Origin of the sequence: Pseudomonas capeferrum, from assembly GCF_013523055.1 — a bacterium.
Lineage (GTDB): Bacteria > Pseudomonadota > Gammaproteobacteria > Pseudomonadales > Pseudomonadaceae > Aquipseudomonas > Aquipseudomonas capeferrum_A.
On the sequence record NZ_JAAMQM010000021.1, the window covers coordinates 14,707 to 32,696 of the forward strand.

Below are 17,990 nucleotides of genomic sequence, written 5' to 3' on the forward strand. Positions count from 1 at the left end.
GTCCCTGTTCAGAGTTGAGTGATGGCAATCTTGCCGGTGGCTTGGCTGGCCTCGTGAAACTGTCCGGTCGAGCCATTGCGCCATTGCTCCAGCAACTGCGCCTGACGCTGGTGAGCATGATGCAGGAAGCGCTCTTTTACCGGCCCGTAACCGCGCACGCTGTCCGGCAGCTCCAGCAGGTCCCGTGCCAGTTGCAAGTTGTCGCTGCGCAGGCCCGACAGCACTTCATCCAGAATACTTTCGTAGTTGCGCAACCAGTCGCGTTCCACCTTGCGCTCATGAGTATGGCCGAACGGGTCGAGCCAGGTGTTACGCAAAACCTTGAGCCTGGCCAGCAGCTTGAAGCCTTGCAGCATCCAAGGTCCGAAGCTGCGTTTTTTCGGTTCTTTGCCTGTGTGGTTGTCGTTGAGCAGCGGCGGCGCCAGGTGGAAACGCAGGCGGTAGTCACCCTCGAAAGTCGATTGGATGTTCGCCAGGAACTCGCCGTTGCTGAACAGGCGAGCTACCTCGTATTCATCCTTGATCGCCAGCACCTTGAAGTAGTGGCGGGCTACGCTTTTGGACAGCTCGCCCGGCTGGCCCAGTAACCGGGTTTCGGCCGCCATGAAGTGCTCGACGCGTTGGCGATAACGCTGAGCATAGGCCTTGTTCTGGTAGGCCGTCAGAACGCTTATGCGCCGCTCCAGCGTTTCTTCCAGGGTCTGCGACAGCATGCGGTCGGCGCTTGGTTTTTTGCCGGCCTCGACCATGCGCAGCACGCGTGACAGGTCGTGGGCGCTGCGTCGGCCCCAGGCAAAGGCTGCAAGGTTGAAGGCCACCGCCGTGCCATTGAGTTCAATGGCCTGCACCAGCGCCGCTTCGCCCACCGGCAACCAGCCTTTCTGGTAGGCATAGCCCAGCATGAAGGTGTTGGTGGCGATTGAATCGCCCATCAACGCCGTGGCAATTCTGCTCGCGTCGACAAAGTCCGCCCGCGCAGGGCCAACGGCTTCGGCAATTTGCTCCGACATGCCTCGGGTATGGAATTGCGGGTCAGGATGGCTGGTCAGATCGCCACTTTGCGCCTGCAGAGCGAAGGTGCGCACGAACGCGCTGGTGATGCTTTGCTCGCTGTTGACCAGGGCATGCGTCACCCCCTGACGTAGCTTGGACAACGTTTCGGTGTTGGCGCTGACCACCAGGTCGCAGCCCAGCAGCAGGGCAGCTTCACCCTCGGCGATTCGTGGGGCGAACAGCTGTTCCTGGCGTGCGGCGATACGAATGTGCGACCAGACCGCGCCGCCTTTTTGCGCCATGCCGGCCATGTCGAGGTTGAGCGTACCTTTACCTTCGATAAATGCCGCCATGCCCAGCAAGGCACCGATGGTCACCACACCCGTGCCCCCCACGCCGGTCACCAGGATGCTGTACGGCTCATCGAGGGTGACGGTCGAAGGGGTGGGCAGATCCCAGAGGTCGTCGGCCTTGACTGCCAGGGCCTGCGGCTTGCGCAAGGTGCCGCCTTCGACGGTGACGAAGCTTGGGCAGAAGCCGTTGAGGCAGGTGAAGTCCTTGTTGCACGAAGACTGGTCGATCTCGCGCTTGCGGCCGTACTCGGTGTCCACCGCTACCACCGACATGCAGTTGGACTTGCTGCTGCAGTCGCCACAGCCCTCGCATACCGCTTCGTTAATGACCACCCGACGTGCCGGGTCGGGGAATTTGCCGCGCTTGCGACGCCTGCGTTTCTCCGCGGCGCAGGTCTGGTCATAGATAATTGCCGACACACCCTGGAACTGGCGCAACTGTTCCTGTACCTCGTCCATCTTGTCGCGACGCACCACCGGTACACCTTGGGCCAGATCATGGATGTCTTTGTACTTCTCGACATCGTCGCTGACCACCACCAGGCACTGAACGCCTTCTGCCGCCAATTGGCGGCTGATTTGTGCCACGCTCAGGCTGCCGTCCACCGGTTGCCCGCCTGTCATGGCCACGGCATCGTTGTAGAGAATCTTGTAGGTAATCTGCGCCTTTGCCGCGATGGCGGCACGAATGGCGAGAATGCCGGAGTGGAAGTAGGTGCCGTCGCCCAGGTTGGCAAAGACGTGCTGGGTGGTGGTAAACGGCGCCTGGCCGATCCAGGCCACGCCTTCGCCACCCATCTGGCTGAATGTCTGGGTTTGCGGGTAGATCCAGGCGGCCATGTAGTGACAGCCGATACCGGCCAGCGCGCGGCTGCCTTGCGGCACCTTGGTCGAGGTGTTGTGCGGGCAGCCGGAACAGTAGTGCGGCACGCGCTCCATCAGGTTGCTGAGCTGGCCTTTGCCGGCAAGCTGTGCGTCCAGTACGGCCAGGCGTACCTGCAGCGGGCCGCCTGGGTGCAGGCGCAGGATGCGCTTGGCCAGGGCTCGCGCGATCATCGCCGGGGTCAGGTCATTGATGGCCGGTAGCAACCAGTCGGTGTGCGGCAGGCTCCATTCACCCTTGTCGTCGAACTTGCCGACGATGCGCGGGCGTACGTCTTCACGCCAGTTGTAGAGCTCTTCCTTGAGCTGGTATTCGATCAGGTGGCGCTTTTCTTCCACCACCACAATCTCTTCCAGGCCTTCGGCGAACTGGCGCACACCTTCGGCTTCCAGCGGCCAGACCATGCCGACCTTGTACACGCGCAGGCCGATCTTCTGCGCCTGCGCCTCGTCGATCCCGAGGATATTCAGGGCCTGGCAGACGTCGAGATAGGACTTGCCCGAGGTGACGATGCCGATTCGTGCATTCGGCGCATCCATGACGATGCGATCGAGACGGTTGGCGCGGGCATAGGCCAGGGCGGCATACAGCTTGTGCTCCAGCAGGCGCTGTTCCTGGGCCAGTGGCGGATCGGGCCAGCGGATGTTCAGGCCGCCTTCGGGCAACGCGATAGTCGGGATGACCGGCTGTACGCGGTGGACGTCGATATCGACGACGGCCGCGCTTTCAACGGTGTCGGCCACCGCCTTGAGGGCGACCCAGCAACCCGAGTAGCGCGACATGGCCCAGCCATGCATGCCGTAGTCCAGGTACTCCTGTACACCGGAAGGCGCCAATACCGGCATCATCACGGCCTTGAAGATGTGTTCGGTCTGGTGGGGCAGGGAAGAGGAACGGGCGCCGTGGTCATCGCCGGCAATGGCCAGTACACCGCCAAAGGGTGAGGTGCCCGCGGCATTCGCGTGACGGAATACATCACCGCAACGGTCCACGCCGGGGCCCTTACCGTACCACATGCCGAACACGCCATCATAGGTGGCGCCTTCGAACAGATTGACCTGCTGTGTACCCCAGATCGAGGTGGCGGCGAGGTCTTCGTTCATGCCGGGGTGGAACACCGTGTGGTGCGCCTTGAGGTAGTCACGTGCCTTCCACAGGGCCTGGTCGAAGCCGCCCAGCGGCGAGCCGCGATAGCCGGAAATGAACCCGGCGGTATTCAGGCCGTTGGCCTGATCGCGTTGGCGCTGCATCAGGGGCAGGCGCACCAGCGCCTGGATCCCCGTGAGCAACACGTGCCCACTGTGCTGCACGTACTTGTCTTCCAGCGAAACCGGGGTACTCATGTTCATCCTCCAGGCGTTGTTCTTGTATGGCTGCGCCAGGTGCAGGCGATGCCTTGTTATGGGCCGAGTCTAGGAAGCAGGGGGGCGACCGTAAAATCACAAAAACACCGGCGTGGTATTGGCATTTCAGATACCCGCACGGTACGGCCTTGGGTATGCGCTTCAGCTCAAGCCTGAGGCTGCCCGGTTGTGATGCTAATTAAATATAGACAAATAATCAAAAAATGTTCAATTATCGGTCGTGCAGATGCTCTAAAACAAAACAGACAAGGGAGAAAGCCATGCGTGCAGCCATCATTTCCGAGCGCAATGCCTCGCCACAGGTGCGTGAGTTCAATGAGCCGCAAGCCCAAGACGGCGCGGTACTGATCGACGTGGACACGGCCGGCCTCGGGGGCTGGGATGTGCTGGGTGCCTACCGCCTGGGCGTCGAATACCCTTGTGTCATCCGCGGTGAAGGCGTGGGGCGGGCACCGGATGGTCGTCGGGTGTATTTCGGTGAGCGTTCGGTGCTGCCCTACGGTGCCTGGGCCGAGCGCACCCTGGTGCCGCAAGCCGAGGTGTGGAATGTGCCGGATGAGGTGGACGACAAGACCGCGATCAGCATGGGCATTGCTGCTACCGGGGCCATCGTGCCGCTGGAAAAGGCAGAGATCCAGAAGGGCGAGAAGGTCTTGGTACTCGGCGCCACCGGCACCCTGGGGCAGATTGCCCTGCAGCTTGCGCGTGGCATGGGCGCTGGCAAGGTCGTCGGTGCCGCGCGTTCACAAGAGGCGCTGAGCCGCCTCAAGTCGCGCGGCATCGCCGACGAGGTCGTCACCCTGGGCGGCAGCGATGATATTGGCGCGCTCAAGGAAGCGGCCGGTGGCGGCTTCGATGTGGTGCTCGACCTGGTTTGCGGGCAACCCCTGCTGACGTCCTTGAAGGCCACCAACTGGGGCGCACGCATCATGACCATCGGCACCGGTGCGGGCCGTCAGCTCAACCTGGATATCGCCGACTTGCTGTTTCGCAGCCTGTCGTGCATCGGCACCGGCCAGCGGCCCCCTGCGGACCGCGAGCAAATCTGGCTGCGGCTGCTGAAAATCGCCAGGGAACAGCAGATACACGTGGACTACCTGGACTTCACCCTCGACCAGGCGGCAGAGGCCTGGGCTGCACAGGTAGACGGGCCGCACGCCAAGATCACGGCCACGATCCGCCGCTGAAGCCTGCAGCGGCAAGCGGTTTCATTGGTTTCGGCGGCGGGCTTGGCAAAGCAGATGACCAAGGGTAAAGACGTTTCCATGCGCCAGCTGCGCTACTTCGTGGCGGCGGCTGACGCCGGGCAGTTCTCCCAAGCGGCGCTCAAGGTGCACGTGTCGCAATCGGCAATCACGGCCGCGGTGCTGCACCTGGAAGAGACCATGGGCGTCAGCCTGTTTGATCGCCTGCCCCATGGCGTGACGCTGACGGCCGAAGGCAACAAGTTTGCCCAGCATGCGCGGCACATCCTCGATACGCTGCAGGACGCCCTGAGCGAGCCGCTGTTCCTCAGCCATGCGATGCAGGGCAGTGTGCGCGTGGGCGCCTCCTATACGGTGCTTGGCTACTTCCTGCCAGCGCTGCTGGCGCGATTCAAGCGCAGCTATCCGCAGGTAGAGATCGACCTTGTCGACATGGATCGCCACAGCATCGAGCGGGCCGTGAACAACGGCGACCTCGACCTCGGCCTTGTGATCGTGTCCAACACCCTCAGCCTGCACACTTTCGCGCACCAGGTGTTGATCCGTTCGCGCCGGCAACTCTGGTTGGCCAGCCAGCACCCTTTGATGGCGGCCACTTCAATCAGCCTCGAAGACGTCGCGCAGCACGCCTACATTCTTGCGACCCTGGACGAAGGTGACAGCTCGACGCTGCGCTACTGGGAGTCTCGCGGACTGGCACCCAACGTGGCGTTTCGTACCTCTTCCATGGAGGCGCTACGAGGCCTCGTAGGTCATGGCTTCGGCGTCACCATTCTTTCCGACATGCTATATCGGCCCTGGTCTCTGGAGGGCAAGAAGATCGAGGCTCGGCCACTGGTGGATGTCATTCCGCCCATGGAGCTTGGGCTGATCTGGCTGCCCGACAAGCGCTTGTCGGAGCCGGCCCAGGCGTTCCGGCAGTTCCTGATCATGGCGTGTGCGTCGTGAAGCCTCTTGGCAGGCGGTGCCTGTGCTGCCAGGAGTTGTCGTTCATCAGGCTGCGCTGCGCACAGAGAATTTAAATGAACAAAAATCATATAAGTGTTTATATTCGTACTGGAACCGAACCTGCCGTCCGGTGTATCTGATGACCGTCCGGCCCGCTGGCTGATTACAACAAGGAGAACGCCATGCTGATCGATGTACACGCCCATCTGCTGACCGAGGGCATGCTCAACCGCCACGAATTCTGGGGCCCTTTCATGAAAGTGCAGGGGCTGACCGTTGGCCATTTTTCCCTCGGTACCAAGCAACCGGCCAAAGCCGCCAGCGATACCGAAGCGCAAGCCAACCTGCTAGCGCGCATGACCCACGCCAGTCGTCGAAAGCTGATGGCCGAGCGGGGTGTCGACAAGCTGGTGGTGTCCACGCCGTCGCATTGCTTCATGTACTGGGCGGGTGATTTCGCCAACGAATACGCGCGTATCTGCAACGACGAGATGTCGGCGTTCTGCCGCGCCGACCCCGACCATTTCGACTTCTGGTGCCACGCCAACCTGGCCGACCCGCACAACGCCGCCAAGGAAATCGAGCGTGCGGTAACCCAGTTGGGGGCCAAGGGCGTATGCGTAGGCGGTGCCAACTTCAATGGCTTGCAAGCGTATGACGAGCAGCTGTTCCCGGTATGGGAGAAGCTTGTGCAGCTGGATGTGCCGATCATGGTGCATGGCTTCAATCAGTCGATCTACTGGGGCGAAAAACACACCGACGACAAGTTCGAAACTACCTCCATCGTGGGTGATTGCGTCGATGAGACCCTGTTTTTCTGGTACCTGATCTGTGGTGGCGCGCTGGATGTCTTTCCAACCCTGAAAACCTATATCACCCATGCCGGGGGCATGGCGATCTTCCAACTGGGCCGGCTCAGCGAGCTCAACCAGGCGATGGCGCCCGATACGCGCAACCAGCGGCCGCTGCTGGACTACCTGCAGAACTTCTACTTCGACCTCGACGTGCACGCACCTGGCTTGCGTCGTGGCGTCGCTGAAGTGGTGGGGGCCGAACGCCTGCTGTACGGCACCAACTTCGGCGGGGCCTATGACCACGGTGACCTGACCGCCGGGCTGGGGCTGTCGGCGGAGGACCGCGAGCGGATCCGCAGCGGCAACGCGATCGAACTGCTCAAGCTGAAGGTGCCGGCCCGCGCTGGTCGCGCAGTGACACCATGACGGACAGCCTGCTGGCGATGAGCGCCGGGCGGCCCTATCCGCAACGTGGCGGGCGGCTGCCGCGGCAACTTGGCGACATCAATGCGGCCTGGCTTACGCAACTGCTGCAGCCATGCTACCCCGGTATCGAGGTGCAGGCGTTGGCGGTGGTGGAGGTCCGCAATGGGCATACCACCAAGCTGCGCGCCAGGCTCGAGTTGAACGAGGTCGGCCAGCGCGCGGGGATACCGTCACATGTCTGCCTGAAATCGAACTGGTCGGACGGTTTCGAGAGCGGCGATATCTGTGAGCTGGAGTCGCGTTTCTATCATCTGGCCCGCGAGTGGTCCGGTGCGCCATTGCCTGCCACGTATTTCACTGACTGGGACGCCGATGGTGGTGGTCGCGGCGTGGTGTTAATGGAGGATCTTGGGCTGGCCGCCGGGCAATTCGGCCACAGCACCGATCACCTGGGGGTGGACGGTGTTGCCCAGGGACTGGAATCGCTGGCCACGCTGCATGCCGCGACCTGGGCCAACCCGCAGTTGCACCGCCAGGGCTGGCTTCCGGTGTCGATGGCCAACCCGGTAGACAGCGATGGGCTGCTGCGCATGTACAACTACATCAAGGTCAACCTGCGCAAGGACGACTACCGGCAGCGGCTGCCCCGGTGGATGTACGAGACGCCGGAGCTGTTCGGCCATGCCTTCGATGAGTTGGCTGCCTTCGAGCGGGCGCAGACCTCGCCCATTTGCCTGATCCATGGCGACTCGCACCAGGGCAACAGCTTTCTGCGTGATGACGGGCAACGCATCTGGCTCGACTGGCAACTGGCAAGACGCGGGCGGCCGTGGCGCGATGTGGCGTACTTCATGCTCGGGGCGTTGACGATAGAAGAGCGCCGCGCCGAGGCGCAACGGCTGCTGCAGGTGTACCGCGAGAAGTTGATCAGCCTGGGCGCGCCTGGTGTACTCGACCAGGACACCGCCTGGGAACAGCTGCGGCGTTGGCCGGTGTGGGGCATGCAGACGTGGATGTCGAACATGGATGACTGGGGCCAGGCAGGATTGCCGATGGTGGAGCGCTTTTTTGCCGCCGCCGAGGACTTCGATACCATTCGCTTGCTGACCCACGGGCGCAAGCCACGGCGTACCCCAGTGCTGGGCGAGGGCGCGCGTCCGCTGACACGGGCATATGCACACCTGTTGGAGGATTGAGCATGGTCAAAACGCACGTACTGCATCTGCCAGGTGTAGACAACTTTCGCAGCCTGGCAGGCATGCCCACCCTGTGTGGCCGCCGGATCGCAGGCCACAGCCTGTTGCGCTCTGATCAGTTGCATCGGCTGACGGCCGCGAGCTGGCAGGTATTGCAGCGTCTGGGCCTGAAGGCCGTGTGTGACCTGCGCAGTGCGGGCGAGCGCGAGTGTTATCCGAGCGGCTTGCCGGCTGCTGGCCTGCAACACCTTCATCTGGCTATCGGTGATGACCTGCGAGCGGACCCGGGCATCGCCGCGATGCAGGCCGAAAATTCGGCGGTGGAGGGCGCGCAGCGCATGATGCTGGAGGTGTACCAAAGGTTGCCAGGCCTACTGGCAGGGTATATGCCGGCGCTGCTCAGCCTGTTCACTACGCCAAAGCCATCGGTGCTGATCCACTGCGCCGCCGGCAAGGACCGCACGGGTGTGGCGGTGGCGCTTTTACTGCATGCGCTTGGGGTTGAACCTGGGCAGATCATGGCGGATTACCTGCGCTCGGCGCGGCGGTTCTGCCAGTTGGACACCCTGCGCCAGCAGGCCATGCACACTGCCGTTAGCCGCATGATGGGCCAGCCGGTCAGCGAAGCGGCGATCAATGTCATGCTGGATGCTCGACCTGAGTACCTGAATGCGGCTTATGCGGTGATCGAGGCTGAATATGGCGGGCTGGAGCAGTACCTGGCGCGCTTCAGTGGCATGGACCGTTGCAGCCTGGACGCGCTGCGCAATCGCCTGCTAGTGGTTTAGGGCAGGGTGCTGGCGGTGACCCGTGCGGGCTGCCATTGGGCCAGGGCAATCCCCAGCAGAATCAGTCCGCCGCCTACCGCGTGATACAGGTGCAAGGTCTCTCCGAGCAACCCAATCGCCAGGCCTGCGGTAAAGAGGGGGACCAGGTTCATCAGCACCGCGGTTTTTTCCGGGCCCAGGTGTTGCAGGCCCTGCATCCACAGGCCCGGTGCCAGCGCCGAAGCGAAAAGGCCGGCAAACAGGACCAGCGGCAGGCTTTGAGAGCTCAGGGCCATCGATGACGTGAGCAGGAACGGCGGCACCAGCAGCAAGGTGCCGCAGAGTATCTGTACGTAAAGGCTTTCCCAGGTGGGCAGGGGGATCTGCCAGCGTTTCACCAGTACGCAATACAGCGCGTAGGACAGTGACGCCAGCAACATCAGCCACTCACCCAGACCCACCCCTTGCTGCCAAAGGGACGGCAGGTCACCCGCGGCCAGCAACCAGGCCAACCCGGCGAACGAAACCGCCGCGCCTGCCAGCAGCGGCAGGGTGGGGCGGGTGTTCAGCAGCGGGAAGGCCACCAGCACCGTCAGCAAGGGCATGGTCGCCAGGATCAGCCCCATTGAGGTGGCACTGACCGTATGCGCGGCAAAATAGGCCAATGACTGGTATAGCGACATGCCGAGCAAGCCCAGCACCCCCAGCTTGGGCAGGTACGGCCGTATCGCCTGGCGTATTTTCCAGGTTCTGGGCAGCATGATGGGCGACAACACCAGCAATGCCGTCAGCCAGCGATAGAACGAAATGGCGGCGGGGTCTATCACCCCCACCGACAGGCGATTGACCACGGTGCTGGCGGCCCAGATCAGTGTGGCAAGCACAGGAAACAGCAGCTTCATCAGGGGCGCCTAGTGGCTGGTGGTGTTTCGAGCAGCCATGGCCGCGGCAAAATCGCGCTTTAGGGTCGGGAAGTAGGCAATCTGGCCACCCATGCCCCCGGCAATGTCAATCGAAGCCGCACTGATGAAGCTGGCGTATTCGCTGGAAAGGAACAGCACCATCCCCGCTACATCTTCCGGTTTGCCGTATCGGCCGATCGGCACCACCTTCATGACCATGGCGTCGAACTCTTCACGGCTGACGCCGGGGCCCATTTCCTTGTAGTGACGGTCCCACTGGCCGGTGTCGATCCAGCCCATGTTCAGGCTGTTGACGAGAATATTGTCCTTGGCCAGCGACATGCCCAGCGAGCGGGAAAGGGCTACGCATGACGCCCGGTTGATCACCGACGGGATGCCGTCGGGCGTGGGCACGGTGCCGGCCAGGGCATTGATCTCGATGATCCGACCCCAGCGCTGTTGGCGCATGGACGGCACCACTGCCTGAACGAAGCGAAAATGCCCCATCTGCAACACATTGGCGTGTTCAAGAATGGCCTCCGGTGTCAGGGTTTCGAGGTTGCCACCGCGTCCCTGGCCGGCATTATTGACCAGAATGTCCACGCCCCCCCATGCCTGGACCACTTCGCTGACGAAATGTTGAACACCCTGAGTGTCCGTGACATCCACGGCCCGTGCCAGCACCGCCTGTGCGTTTTCCTGCAGCTGCGTTGCCGCTTCACGGACGGCCTCCAGGCTTCGCGCGCAAATGGCCACGCGAGCACCTTCCAGCGCGAAGGCGCGGGCTATGGCAAGGCCTATGCCGCGCGAAGCGCCAGTGACAATCACGCGTTTTCCGCTCAGATCGATGTTCATGCGGGGCGAGCTCCTTGTGGTTTTTATTGGGGCGAGCGCAGGCACATGCCGGTGCCTTCAGTGGCCTGTTTACCGGAAAAAGGCAGGCAGAGCAAAACATAATTGAACAGTTAGCTTTTTTGTGTGCAGTATTGGGCTCAGGTTTTTTCAGGACCTCGGACACCAGGGACGTTCAGCGGCAAAAAAATGTCGCTCGATATTCTTTATAGAGAATTGAAATCTTTATATGGAATTATTTTTTTTTCTCGGTTAATTTGAATTCAAGCCACGGGAGCGCTTCACCGGTAGACCTGCCGGCAAGACCACCCAAGACGCTTAGGCAAGGGGCAATGCAGCGGCACGTCACGACGCTTGCAACCGTCACTTGCCCTCACATAAACGACTGAAAATAAAAATAAAAGGTGGCGTATGAAAGACATGACCAAGCATGGAAGGCATGTGTTTAGCCGCAGCGCCGTGGCACTGGCAGTGCTCGGCGGGATGAGTGGCGCGCACGCTGTTTCGTTCGACCTGAGCAACCCTGACTACCGCCTGCGTTGGGACAATACCGTGCGCTACAACCTGGGCGTACGCATGGAAGATCAAGACAACCGGGTCATGCGGACCCCGACCTACGACGAATCCGACAGCAAGTTCGACAAAGGCGACATCGTTACAAATCGGATCGATGTGTTGAGCGAGGTGGACTTCTCCTACCTGAACGAGTGGGGCGCACGCCTCAGCGCCGCCGGCTGGTATGACCATGCCTACCGTGACACCAGTGTCCACAGCCAGGTGGGCGGCCAGACCAGTTACGAAAATGGCCATTACAGCGATGAGGTCAAGCGCTATGTCAGGGGGCCATCGGGTGAAATCCTCGATGCGTTCGTCTGGAAGAACTTTCAGCTGGGCGACACCCCGATCAACGTGAAGATCGGTCGCCATACCAACTACTGGGGTGAGGGCCTGCTGTTCGGTGCCCACTCCGTTTCCTACTCCCAGGCGCCGAGCGACGGCGTAAAAGCCGCCACCAGCCCGGGTATCGAGACAAAAGAAGTGTTTCTGCCCATTGGCCAAGTCTCTGCCAAGGCACAGGTCACCGATCATCTTTCCATCGCCGGCCAGTATTTCTATGAGTGGGACTACACTCGCATTCCTTACGGCGGGACCTACTTCGGCGGTGCAGACTTCATGTTCGAAGGGCCGGATCAGATGCCGGCCGGCGCCGGGGCATTCAAGCGCGCCTCCTCCAAGTATGGCCGCGACAGCAATGCCAACTGGGGCGTGATGGCCAAATACAACATGGAGGCGATCGAATCGACCTTCGGCTTCTACTATCGCCAATTCGATGACTATCAGCCTTGGCTCGCGCCGCAGGTCCAGGCCAATCTGGGTGAGTACCGCGTCGTTTACCCACGCGGAGTCAAGCTTGCCGGTATCAGCTTTGCACGGGTGTTCGATGCGGTGGCCGTGGGCACCGAGCTGTCGTACCGCAAGAACGGCGCATTGAACGCCACCGGCGTCAGCACTCTGGATGACGAAGGGCCTCGCGGCGACACCATCCACTTCATCGCCAACGCCGTGTACGGCATGCCGCGCAACTTCATTGCCAACAACGCGACCCTGGTTACCGAGTTTGCCTACAGCCACCTGGTCAAGGTCACCGAGCATGACGAACTGTTCAAGTACAAGGGCAACGATGCCTGTACTGACGTCCGCACACCCGGCGTCGCCGGTTCCGGCGGCGCGTCCGATGGCTGCTCGACGCGCGACTACTATGCGGTGGCGGTGAACTACACGCCGCAATACCTGAGCATCTTCCCGTCGTGGGACATGGACGTGCCTCTGACCATCAACTACGGCATCCACGGCAACGCTGCAACGGCCGGTGGCGGCAGTGAAGGCGCGATGTCCTGGTCGGCCGGCGTGAAGTTCACCTACCAGCAACAGTATGAATTCGGCCTGCGTTACGCCGATACCCGTGCCCAGCCCAAGAACCTGGCCAATGGCACCGTCGGTGGCAATGGCGGCGTCGGTAACACCGACCGTGGCTGGCTGGCATTCACATTCAAAACCTCCTTCTGAACAAATCCAATAAAAACGGAGACTGCCCGAATGAAAAGACAATTGTCCTTGTCCCTCGCGCTGTTCGGCATCGCTACCTGCAGCATGGCTGCGGTCAGCCCGGAAGAGGCAGCACAGCTAGGTAAGACCCTGACCTCCTTCGGCGCGATCAAGGCAGGTAACGCAGATGGCACCATCCCTGCCTATGACGGCGGGCTGCGTACTGCGCCGGCGGATTTCAAACCCGACAGCGGATTCTGGGCCGACCCGTTCCGCAATGAGAAACCCTTGTTCCGCATCACCTCACAGAACATGGCCCAATACGCCGACAAACTCAGTGAAGGGCAGAAGGAAATCCTGAAGAAGTACCCGGAGTACTACTTCGATATCTATCCGAGCCATCGCACCACGGCGTATCCGAAGGAGGTGCTGGACGCCACGGTACGCAACGCTACCAGTTGCAACACCCTGAAGGACGGCCTGGCGGTGGACACTGCCTGCCGTGGCGGGCTGCCGTTCCCGATTCCGAAGACCGGCAACGAGGTCATCTGGAACCAGCAACTGCGTTACAAGATCGGCCCCGGGTACTCCACCACCAGCTCGTCCAACAGCTGGGTGATGGATGCCAATGGCCAGCGCACCAAGGCTGCCGAGCAAGCCACCTTCGAGGAGCAGCCCTACTATCAGCCGACGCAGGCCGACCGCGATCCGATGATGTATGCGCGGGTGTATTCGCTGAACAACTATCCGGCGCGCCGTTCGGGTGAAGTGACCGTGCTCAACGACTACCTGGACCCCGCGACCAAAGCCCGCCGGGCCTTCAGTTATTCGCCCGGCCAGCGCCGGGTGAAGCTGGCCCCAGAATTCTCGTTCGACACGCCGGTTGCCAGCCAGGGCGGGGTGACGCTGTTCGACGAACTGCAAATGTTCTCGGGTAGCCAGGACCGCTTCGACTACAAGCTGGTGGGCCGCAAGGAGATGTTCATCCCCTACAACGCCTACAAGTTCTACTTCGATTGCAAACAGGACGAGCAATTCCTCAAGCACCACGCCAACCCGGCGTGCGAGCGTTGGGAACTGCACCGCGTATGGGTCGTGGAGGCCACGCTCAAGCCGGGCAAGCGCCACGTCTACAGCAAGCGCACCTATTACCTGGACGAGGATACCTTCGGTATCGGCCTGTACGACGCTTGGGACCAGAGCGGTGCCTTGTATCGCGCGATCTTCCTGAGTGGTGTGCAGCTGTATGACAAGGATCTGCCGTACAACGTGAAGAACGTCGTTTATGACTTCAACAAAGGCATGTGGGCGCTGCTCAACGACGGTTTGAAGGGAGGCTACAAGTTCTCCGAAACGCCACGCACCGAACGGGACATGAACCCCGAGGCCATCGTCGCGCGTGAGACCCAGCGTTAAGCCTGGCGTGCTGCTGTGACCTGCGCGCCCTGCAAAGCGACGCGCAGTTGAAAAGGTTGTTCCTGAGCCCGGCGGTGTGTGCTGTCGGGTAGCGGGACGACTCTGGCGTGGTAAGGATAAAAACAATGATTAGCCAAGGCCTTGCAAGACCCAAATCCTCGAGCACGCGCTTGTTGAGCGTGGCTCTGATCCCTCTTTGGCTGGCGATGACGGGGACAGGCCAGGCGGCCACGTCCACCAGCGACACGCTTGACCTGCCGGCGCAGACGCTCGGGCAGCCGCTGGCCGCACCGTTGATCAGCGTGGCCAGCGCCGGCAACGTGCTGGTCGGTGTCGGCCTGCACGGCTTGATTCAACGCTCCAGCGACAATGGCAGCAGTTGGGAGCAAGTTCCCAGCCCGGTATCCAGCGATTTCGTTCAAGTGCGCTTCAGCGACGCGCGCAATGGCTGGATTGTCGGCCATGATTCCGTGGTGCTGCACAGCAGCGACGGGGGCGCCACTTGGGCCGTGCAGATGGACGGGCGCAAGCTGCTGAGTCTGCTTGGCAGTGTCTACGGTAAACGCGCCGAGCAGGGTGACCCGCAGGCCAGCGATCTGGTGCAGGAGGTCAACCGTGCCGTGGGCACCTCCGCGACCCCCGATGTGCTGCCCGCGCCCCTATTGGACGTGTTGTTCGATGCCAGCGGCCGAGGCTTCGCCGTCGGTGCCTTCGGCATGATCCTGTACAGCGAGGATGCCGGCAGCACATGGCAACCGTGGCTCGAGCGTGCCGACAACCCTCGCCGCATGCACCTGTACGGGCTGGCGGAGCGTAATGGCACGTTTTACATCAGCGGCGAACAGGGTGTGTTGCTGCGCCTTGAACCCGGGCAACAACGTTTTGAAAAAATCGATACGCCCTACACCGGCACGTATTTCGGCATCGGCGCCTTCGAGCACCTGCTGTTGGCCTACGGGCTGCGCGGCAATCTGTTCGCCAGTGTCGACGGCGGCCAGCAATGGCAGCGGCTTGAAACCGGCGTTGACGGCAGCCTGGTCAGCATCGTGGAACAAGGTCCGGCGCTGGTGGTGGTCAGCCAGGGCGGGCAACTGGTCAGTGTGGACCGCCACAGCCTGAAAGTTACCCCGCTGGCACAGACGCGTGTGGGCGAGGTGTATGCAGCAAGCGCCACAGAGCAGGCCGGGCGGCTGGTGGTGGCACGCTTTGCCGGTGCCAAGGTCATCGATATCGCCCGGGCTAACTGACGCCGTCGGCACGATTCCCCAACGAGAAAGAAAACATGGTCGAGCAAAAATTCAACAGCGGGATGCCAGTGATTGCCCACCTGGAGGACTTCGACAAAAGCTCCGGGGGCTGGTTTGAACGGGTGATCTTCCGTAACCGCATGTTGGTCATCGTTGGCTGCCTGCTCGCCACCGTGGTGCTGGGTTTCTTTGCTGCACGGCTGCAGGTGAACGCCAGTTTTGAAAAAATGATTCCCAGTTCCAGCCCCTACATCAAGAACTACCTGGCCTACAAGAATCAGCTGCCGGGCCTGGGGAACAGCGTTCGCGTGGTGGTCGAGAACAAGACCGGCGACATCTACGATGCCGATTATCTGCAGGCTCTGCAGAAGGTCAACGACACGTTGTACCTGATTCCGGGCGTAGACCGCTCATGGATGAAGTCGTTGTGGATGCCCATCGTGCGCTGGAAGGAAGTCACGGAGGAGGGCATCGATGGCGGGGCGGTGATGCCATCAGACTACGACGGCAGTGAACAATCCATCCAGGCCTTGCGCCGTAACATCATACGCGCCGGCATCATCGGCAACCTGGTGTCCAACGACAGCAAGTCGAGCATGCTCGTGGCTCCGCTGCTCGATACCAACCCGCAAACCGGCAAGCCGCTGGACTACGGCGAGTTCTCCAAGCAGCTCGAAGAGAAGATTCGCACGCTGGAGAGCGACAAGATCGGCATCCACATCGTCGGCTTCAGCAAGCTGGTGGGCGACCTGATCGATGGTCTGTATTCGGTGATGCTGTTCTTTGGCGCCTCGGTGGTGATCGCCGGCCTGTTCGTATACTTCTACACCCGTTGCCTGCGCAGCACGCTGCTGCTGGTGAGCGTGGCAGTGGCCGGCGTGGTCTGGCTGCTGGGGCTGATGCAACTGCTGGGTTACAACCTGGACCCCTACTCGATTCTGGTGCCGTTCCTGATCTTCGCCATTGGTATCTCCCATGGCACCCAGAAGATGAACGGCATTCTCCAGGACATCGGCCGTGGCACCCACAAGTACGTGGCGGCGCGCTACACGTTCCGCCGTCTGTTTCTCACCGGGCTCACCGCGCTGCTGACCAACATCGTCGGTTTTGCCGTGCTGGTCATCATCGACATCCCGGTGATCCGCGACCTGGCTCTGACCACCAGTATCGGCGTGGCGGTGCTGATCTTCACCAAGCTGCTGCTGATTCCGGTAGCGCTGTCGTACCTGGGTGTGAGCGCCAAAGCCGCGCGCATCGCGATTGCCAAGGACCAGGCCGGTGAAGCCGGCCGAGGTTTTCTCGGGCGTATCTGGCACGGCCTTGACCGTTTCACCGAGCGTCCGATGGCCACTGCGGTCATTGCCTTGTCGCTGCTGGTGACCCTGCTGGGCAGCGCGGTGATGATGCACCTGAAGGTAGGCGACCTGGACCCCGGCGCACCCGAGTTGCGCCCGGACTCGCGCTACAACCGCGACAACGCCTTTATCACCCAGAATTACGGGCTGTCCAGTGACCAGTTCGTGGTCATCATGAAAACCGACGAAGACAGCTGCCGGCTTTACCCGGCACTGCAAAGCATGGACAAGCTGGCCTGGCGCCTGAACCAGACCCCCGGTGTGCAAACCACTCAGTCACTGGCCGAAACCGTGCGCATGATCAGTTCGGGCATGGCCGAGGGCAGCCCGAAATGGCTCAGCATCAGCCGCGACCAGGCCATTACCAACTCGGCGGTGGACGCGGCAATGATCTCCGCGCCCGGTATCACCAACCAGCAGTGCTCGGTGACCCCGATGATCGCCTACCTGGCGGATCACAAGGCAGACACCTTGAACCGGGTCTTGAAGGTCTCGGAAGCCTTCGCCAAGGAAAACAACACCGCAGCCGATGCTGAACACCCGGTGGAATTCCTGCTGGCGGCGGGCAATGCCGGCATCGAGGCCGCGACCAATATCGAGGTCGAGAAAGGCATCATCACCATGTACCTGGCGGTGTACGGCGCCACGGCCCTGCTGTGCCTGCTGACGTTCCGCAGCTGGCGCGCGACGGTGGTGGCGCTCATCCCGCTGCTGATGACCACGATCATCTGCAAGGCGCTGATGGTGTGGCTGGGCATCGGTCTGAAGGTGGCGACGCTGCCGGTCATTGCGGTGGGCGTCGGGGTCGGCGTCGACTACGCGCTGTACCTGCTCAGCGTGCAACTGGCGGTGCAGGAGCGCGGTGCCAGCCTGGCTGTCGCCTATCGTCGCTCCCTGGATTTCACCGGCCGGGTCGTCGCGCTGGTCGGCCTGACCATGGCCGCCGGGGTGATCACCTGGGCCTGGTCGCCCATCAAGTTCCAGGCGGACATGGGCATCCTGCTGACCTTCATGTTCCTGTGGAACATGCTCGGGGCACTGATACTGATCCCAGCCCTGTCGCACTACTTGCTCAACCCCAAGCGCAATTCCAAGGCCGAGGCCACCCTGGACCTTGACGATGCCCGCGTGCAGCAGCATCCCGACAAGCCTGTGATCGCCGCCAAACGACATGCATTGACCGAGCCCGCCGTGCACGGTGTGCCCGCTGACTGAAAAGGCCGGATACAGGCCTTGCCAACCC

The 17,990-nt window shown here is 61.8% G+C and carries 12 protein-coding genes; 9 read left to right on the plus strand and 3 right to left on the minus strand.

The features are described from left to right. Positions 1 to 8: 8 nt before the first annotated feature. A complete protein-coding gene (locus G7009_RS21580) occupies positions 9 to 3,572 on the minus strand; it encodes an indolepyruvate ferredoxin oxidoreductase family protein (protein ID WP_181132129.1) in 3,564 nt (1,187 codons plus the stop codon). A 281-nt stretch (positions 3,573 to 3,853) separates the two neighbouring features. Here G7009_RS21580 and G7009_RS21585 point away from each other — a divergent pair, with 281 nt between their 5' ends. From G7009_RS21585 to G7009_RS21605, 5 genes are all read left to right on the plus strand, one after another. Next, entirely contained in the window at positions 3,854 to 4,780 is a 927-nt protein-coding gene (locus G7009_RS21585) for a quinone oxidoreductase family protein (protein WP_181132130.1), read from the plus strand. Between the two features lie 54 nt (positions 4,781 to 4,834). Then, on the plus strand, positions 4,835 to 5,746 hold the full coding sequence (locus G7009_RS21590; protein ID WP_181132131.1) for a LysR family transcriptional regulator: 912 nt from the start codon (positions 4,835 to 4,837) through the stop codon (positions 5,744 to 5,746). Positions 5,747 to 5,928: 182 nt separating this feature from the next. Next, on the plus strand, positions 5,929 to 6,966 hold the full coding sequence (locus G7009_RS21595; protein ID WP_181132132.1) for an amidohydrolase family protein: 1,038 nt from the start codon (positions 5,929 to 5,931) through the stop codon (positions 6,964 to 6,966). After that, the gene (locus G7009_RS21600) at positions 6,963 to 8,162 is read left to right on the plus strand and encodes a phosphotransferase (protein ID WP_181132133.1); all 1,200 of its coding nucleotides are present in this window, start codon (positions 6,963 to 6,965) and stop codon (positions 8,160 to 8,162) included. The genes G7009_RS21595 and G7009_RS21600 overlap by 4 nt, the downstream gene beginning before the upstream one ends. Positions 8,163 to 8,164: 2 nt before the next feature. After that, a complete protein-coding gene (locus G7009_RS21605) occupies positions 8,165 to 8,950 on the plus strand; it encodes a tyrosine-protein phosphatase (protein ID WP_181132134.1) in 786 nt (261 codons plus the stop codon). On the opposite strand, the gene G7009_RS21610 is transcribed toward G7009_RS21605, so the two are convergent. Both G7009_RS21610 and G7009_RS21615 read right to left on the minus strand, forming a co-directional pair. Next, positions 8,947 to 9,831, minus strand: coding sequence for a DMT family transporter (locus G7009_RS21610; protein WP_181132135.1), 885 nt, complete (start codon positions 9,829 to 9,831; stop codon positions 8,947 to 8,949). The genes G7009_RS21605 and G7009_RS21610 overlap by 4 nt on opposite strands. A 9-nt stretch (positions 9,832 to 9,840) precedes the next feature. Continuing rightward, positions 9,841 to 10,686, minus strand: a complete 846-nt coding sequence (locus tag G7009_RS21615; protein WP_181132136.1) for an SDR family oxidoreductase — start codon at positions 10,684 to 10,686, stop codon at positions 9,841 to 9,843. Positions 10,687 to 11,094: 408 nt separating this feature from the next. Here G7009_RS21615 and G7009_RS21620 point away from each other — a divergent pair, with 408 nt between their 5' ends. The 4 genes from G7009_RS21620 to G7009_RS21635 all read left to right on the plus strand — a co-directional run bounded on the left by G7009_RS21620 (position 11,095) and on the right by G7009_RS21635 (position 17,962). Next, entirely contained in the window at positions 11,095 to 12,750 is a 1,656-nt protein-coding gene (locus G7009_RS21620) for a DUF1302 domain-containing protein (protein WP_181132137.1), read from the plus strand. 30 nt (positions 12,751 to 12,780) lie between these two features. Next, complete coding sequence (locus G7009_RS21625) at positions 12,781 to 14,145, plus strand: DUF1329 domain-containing protein (RefSeq protein WP_181132138.1); 1,365 nt, start codon at positions 12,781 to 12,783, stop codon at positions 14,143 to 14,145. A gap of 125 nt (positions 14,146 to 14,270) precedes the next feature. Beyond that, positions 14,271 to 15,392 (plus strand): WD40/YVTN/BNR-like repeat-containing protein, encoded by a 1,122-nt coding sequence (locus G7009_RS21630; protein ID WP_181132139.1) that lies wholly within the window; start codon positions 14,271 to 14,273, stop codon positions 15,390 to 15,392. Positions 15,393 to 15,427: 35 nt separating this feature from the next. Further along, the gene (locus G7009_RS21635) at positions 15,428 to 17,962 is read left to right on the plus strand and encodes an efflux RND transporter permease subunit (RefSeq protein WP_181132140.1); all 2,535 of its coding nucleotides are present in this window, start codon (positions 15,428 to 15,430) and stop codon (positions 17,960 to 17,962) included. Positions 17,963 to 17,990: the final 28 nt, after the last annotated feature.

Coding starts and splice junctions, on each gene's coding strand:
- G7009_RS21580 (WP_181132129.1), bottom strand. CDS start 3,572: ATGAGTACCCCGGTTTCGCTGGAAGACAAGTACGTGCAGCACAGTGGG.
- G7009_RS21585 (WP_181132130.1), top strand. CDS start 3,854: ATGCGTGCAGCCATCATTTCCGAGCGCAATGCCTCGCCACAGGTGCGT.
- G7009_RS21590 (WP_181132131.1), top strand. CDS start 4,835: ATGACCAAGGGTAAAGACGTTTCCATGCGCCAGCTGCGCTACTTCGTG.
- G7009_RS21595 (WP_181132132.1), top strand. CDS start 5,929: ATGCTGATCGATGTACACGCCCATCTGCTGACCGAGGGCATGCTCAAC.
- G7009_RS21600 (WP_181132133.1), top strand. CDS start 6,963: ATGACGGACAGCCTGCTGGCGATGAGCGCCGGGCGGCCCTATCCGCAA.
- G7009_RS21605 (WP_181132134.1), top strand. CDS start 8,165: ATGGTCAAAACGCACGTACTGCATCTGCCAGGTGTAGACAACTTTCGC.
- G7009_RS21610 (WP_181132135.1), bottom strand. CDS start 9,831: ATGAAGCTGCTGTTTCCTGTGCTTGCCACACTGATCTGGGCCGCCAGC.
- G7009_RS21615 (WP_181132136.1), bottom strand. CDS start 10,686: ATGAACATCGATCTGAGCGGAAAACGCGTGATTGTCACTGGCGCTTCG.
- G7009_RS21620 (WP_181132137.1), top strand. CDS start 11,095: ATGAAAGACATGACCAAGCATGGAAGGCATGTGTTTAGCCGCAGCGCC.
- G7009_RS21625 (WP_181132138.1), top strand. CDS start 12,781: ATGAAAAGACAATTGTCCTTGTCCCTCGCGCTGTTCGGCATCGCTACC.
- G7009_RS21630 (WP_181132139.1), top strand. CDS start 14,271: ATGATTAGCCAAGGCCTTGCAAGACCCAAATCCTCGAGCACGCGCTTG.
- G7009_RS21635 (WP_181132140.1), top strand. CDS start 15,428: ATGGTCGAGCAAAAATTCAACAGCGGGATGCCAGTGATTGCCCACCTG.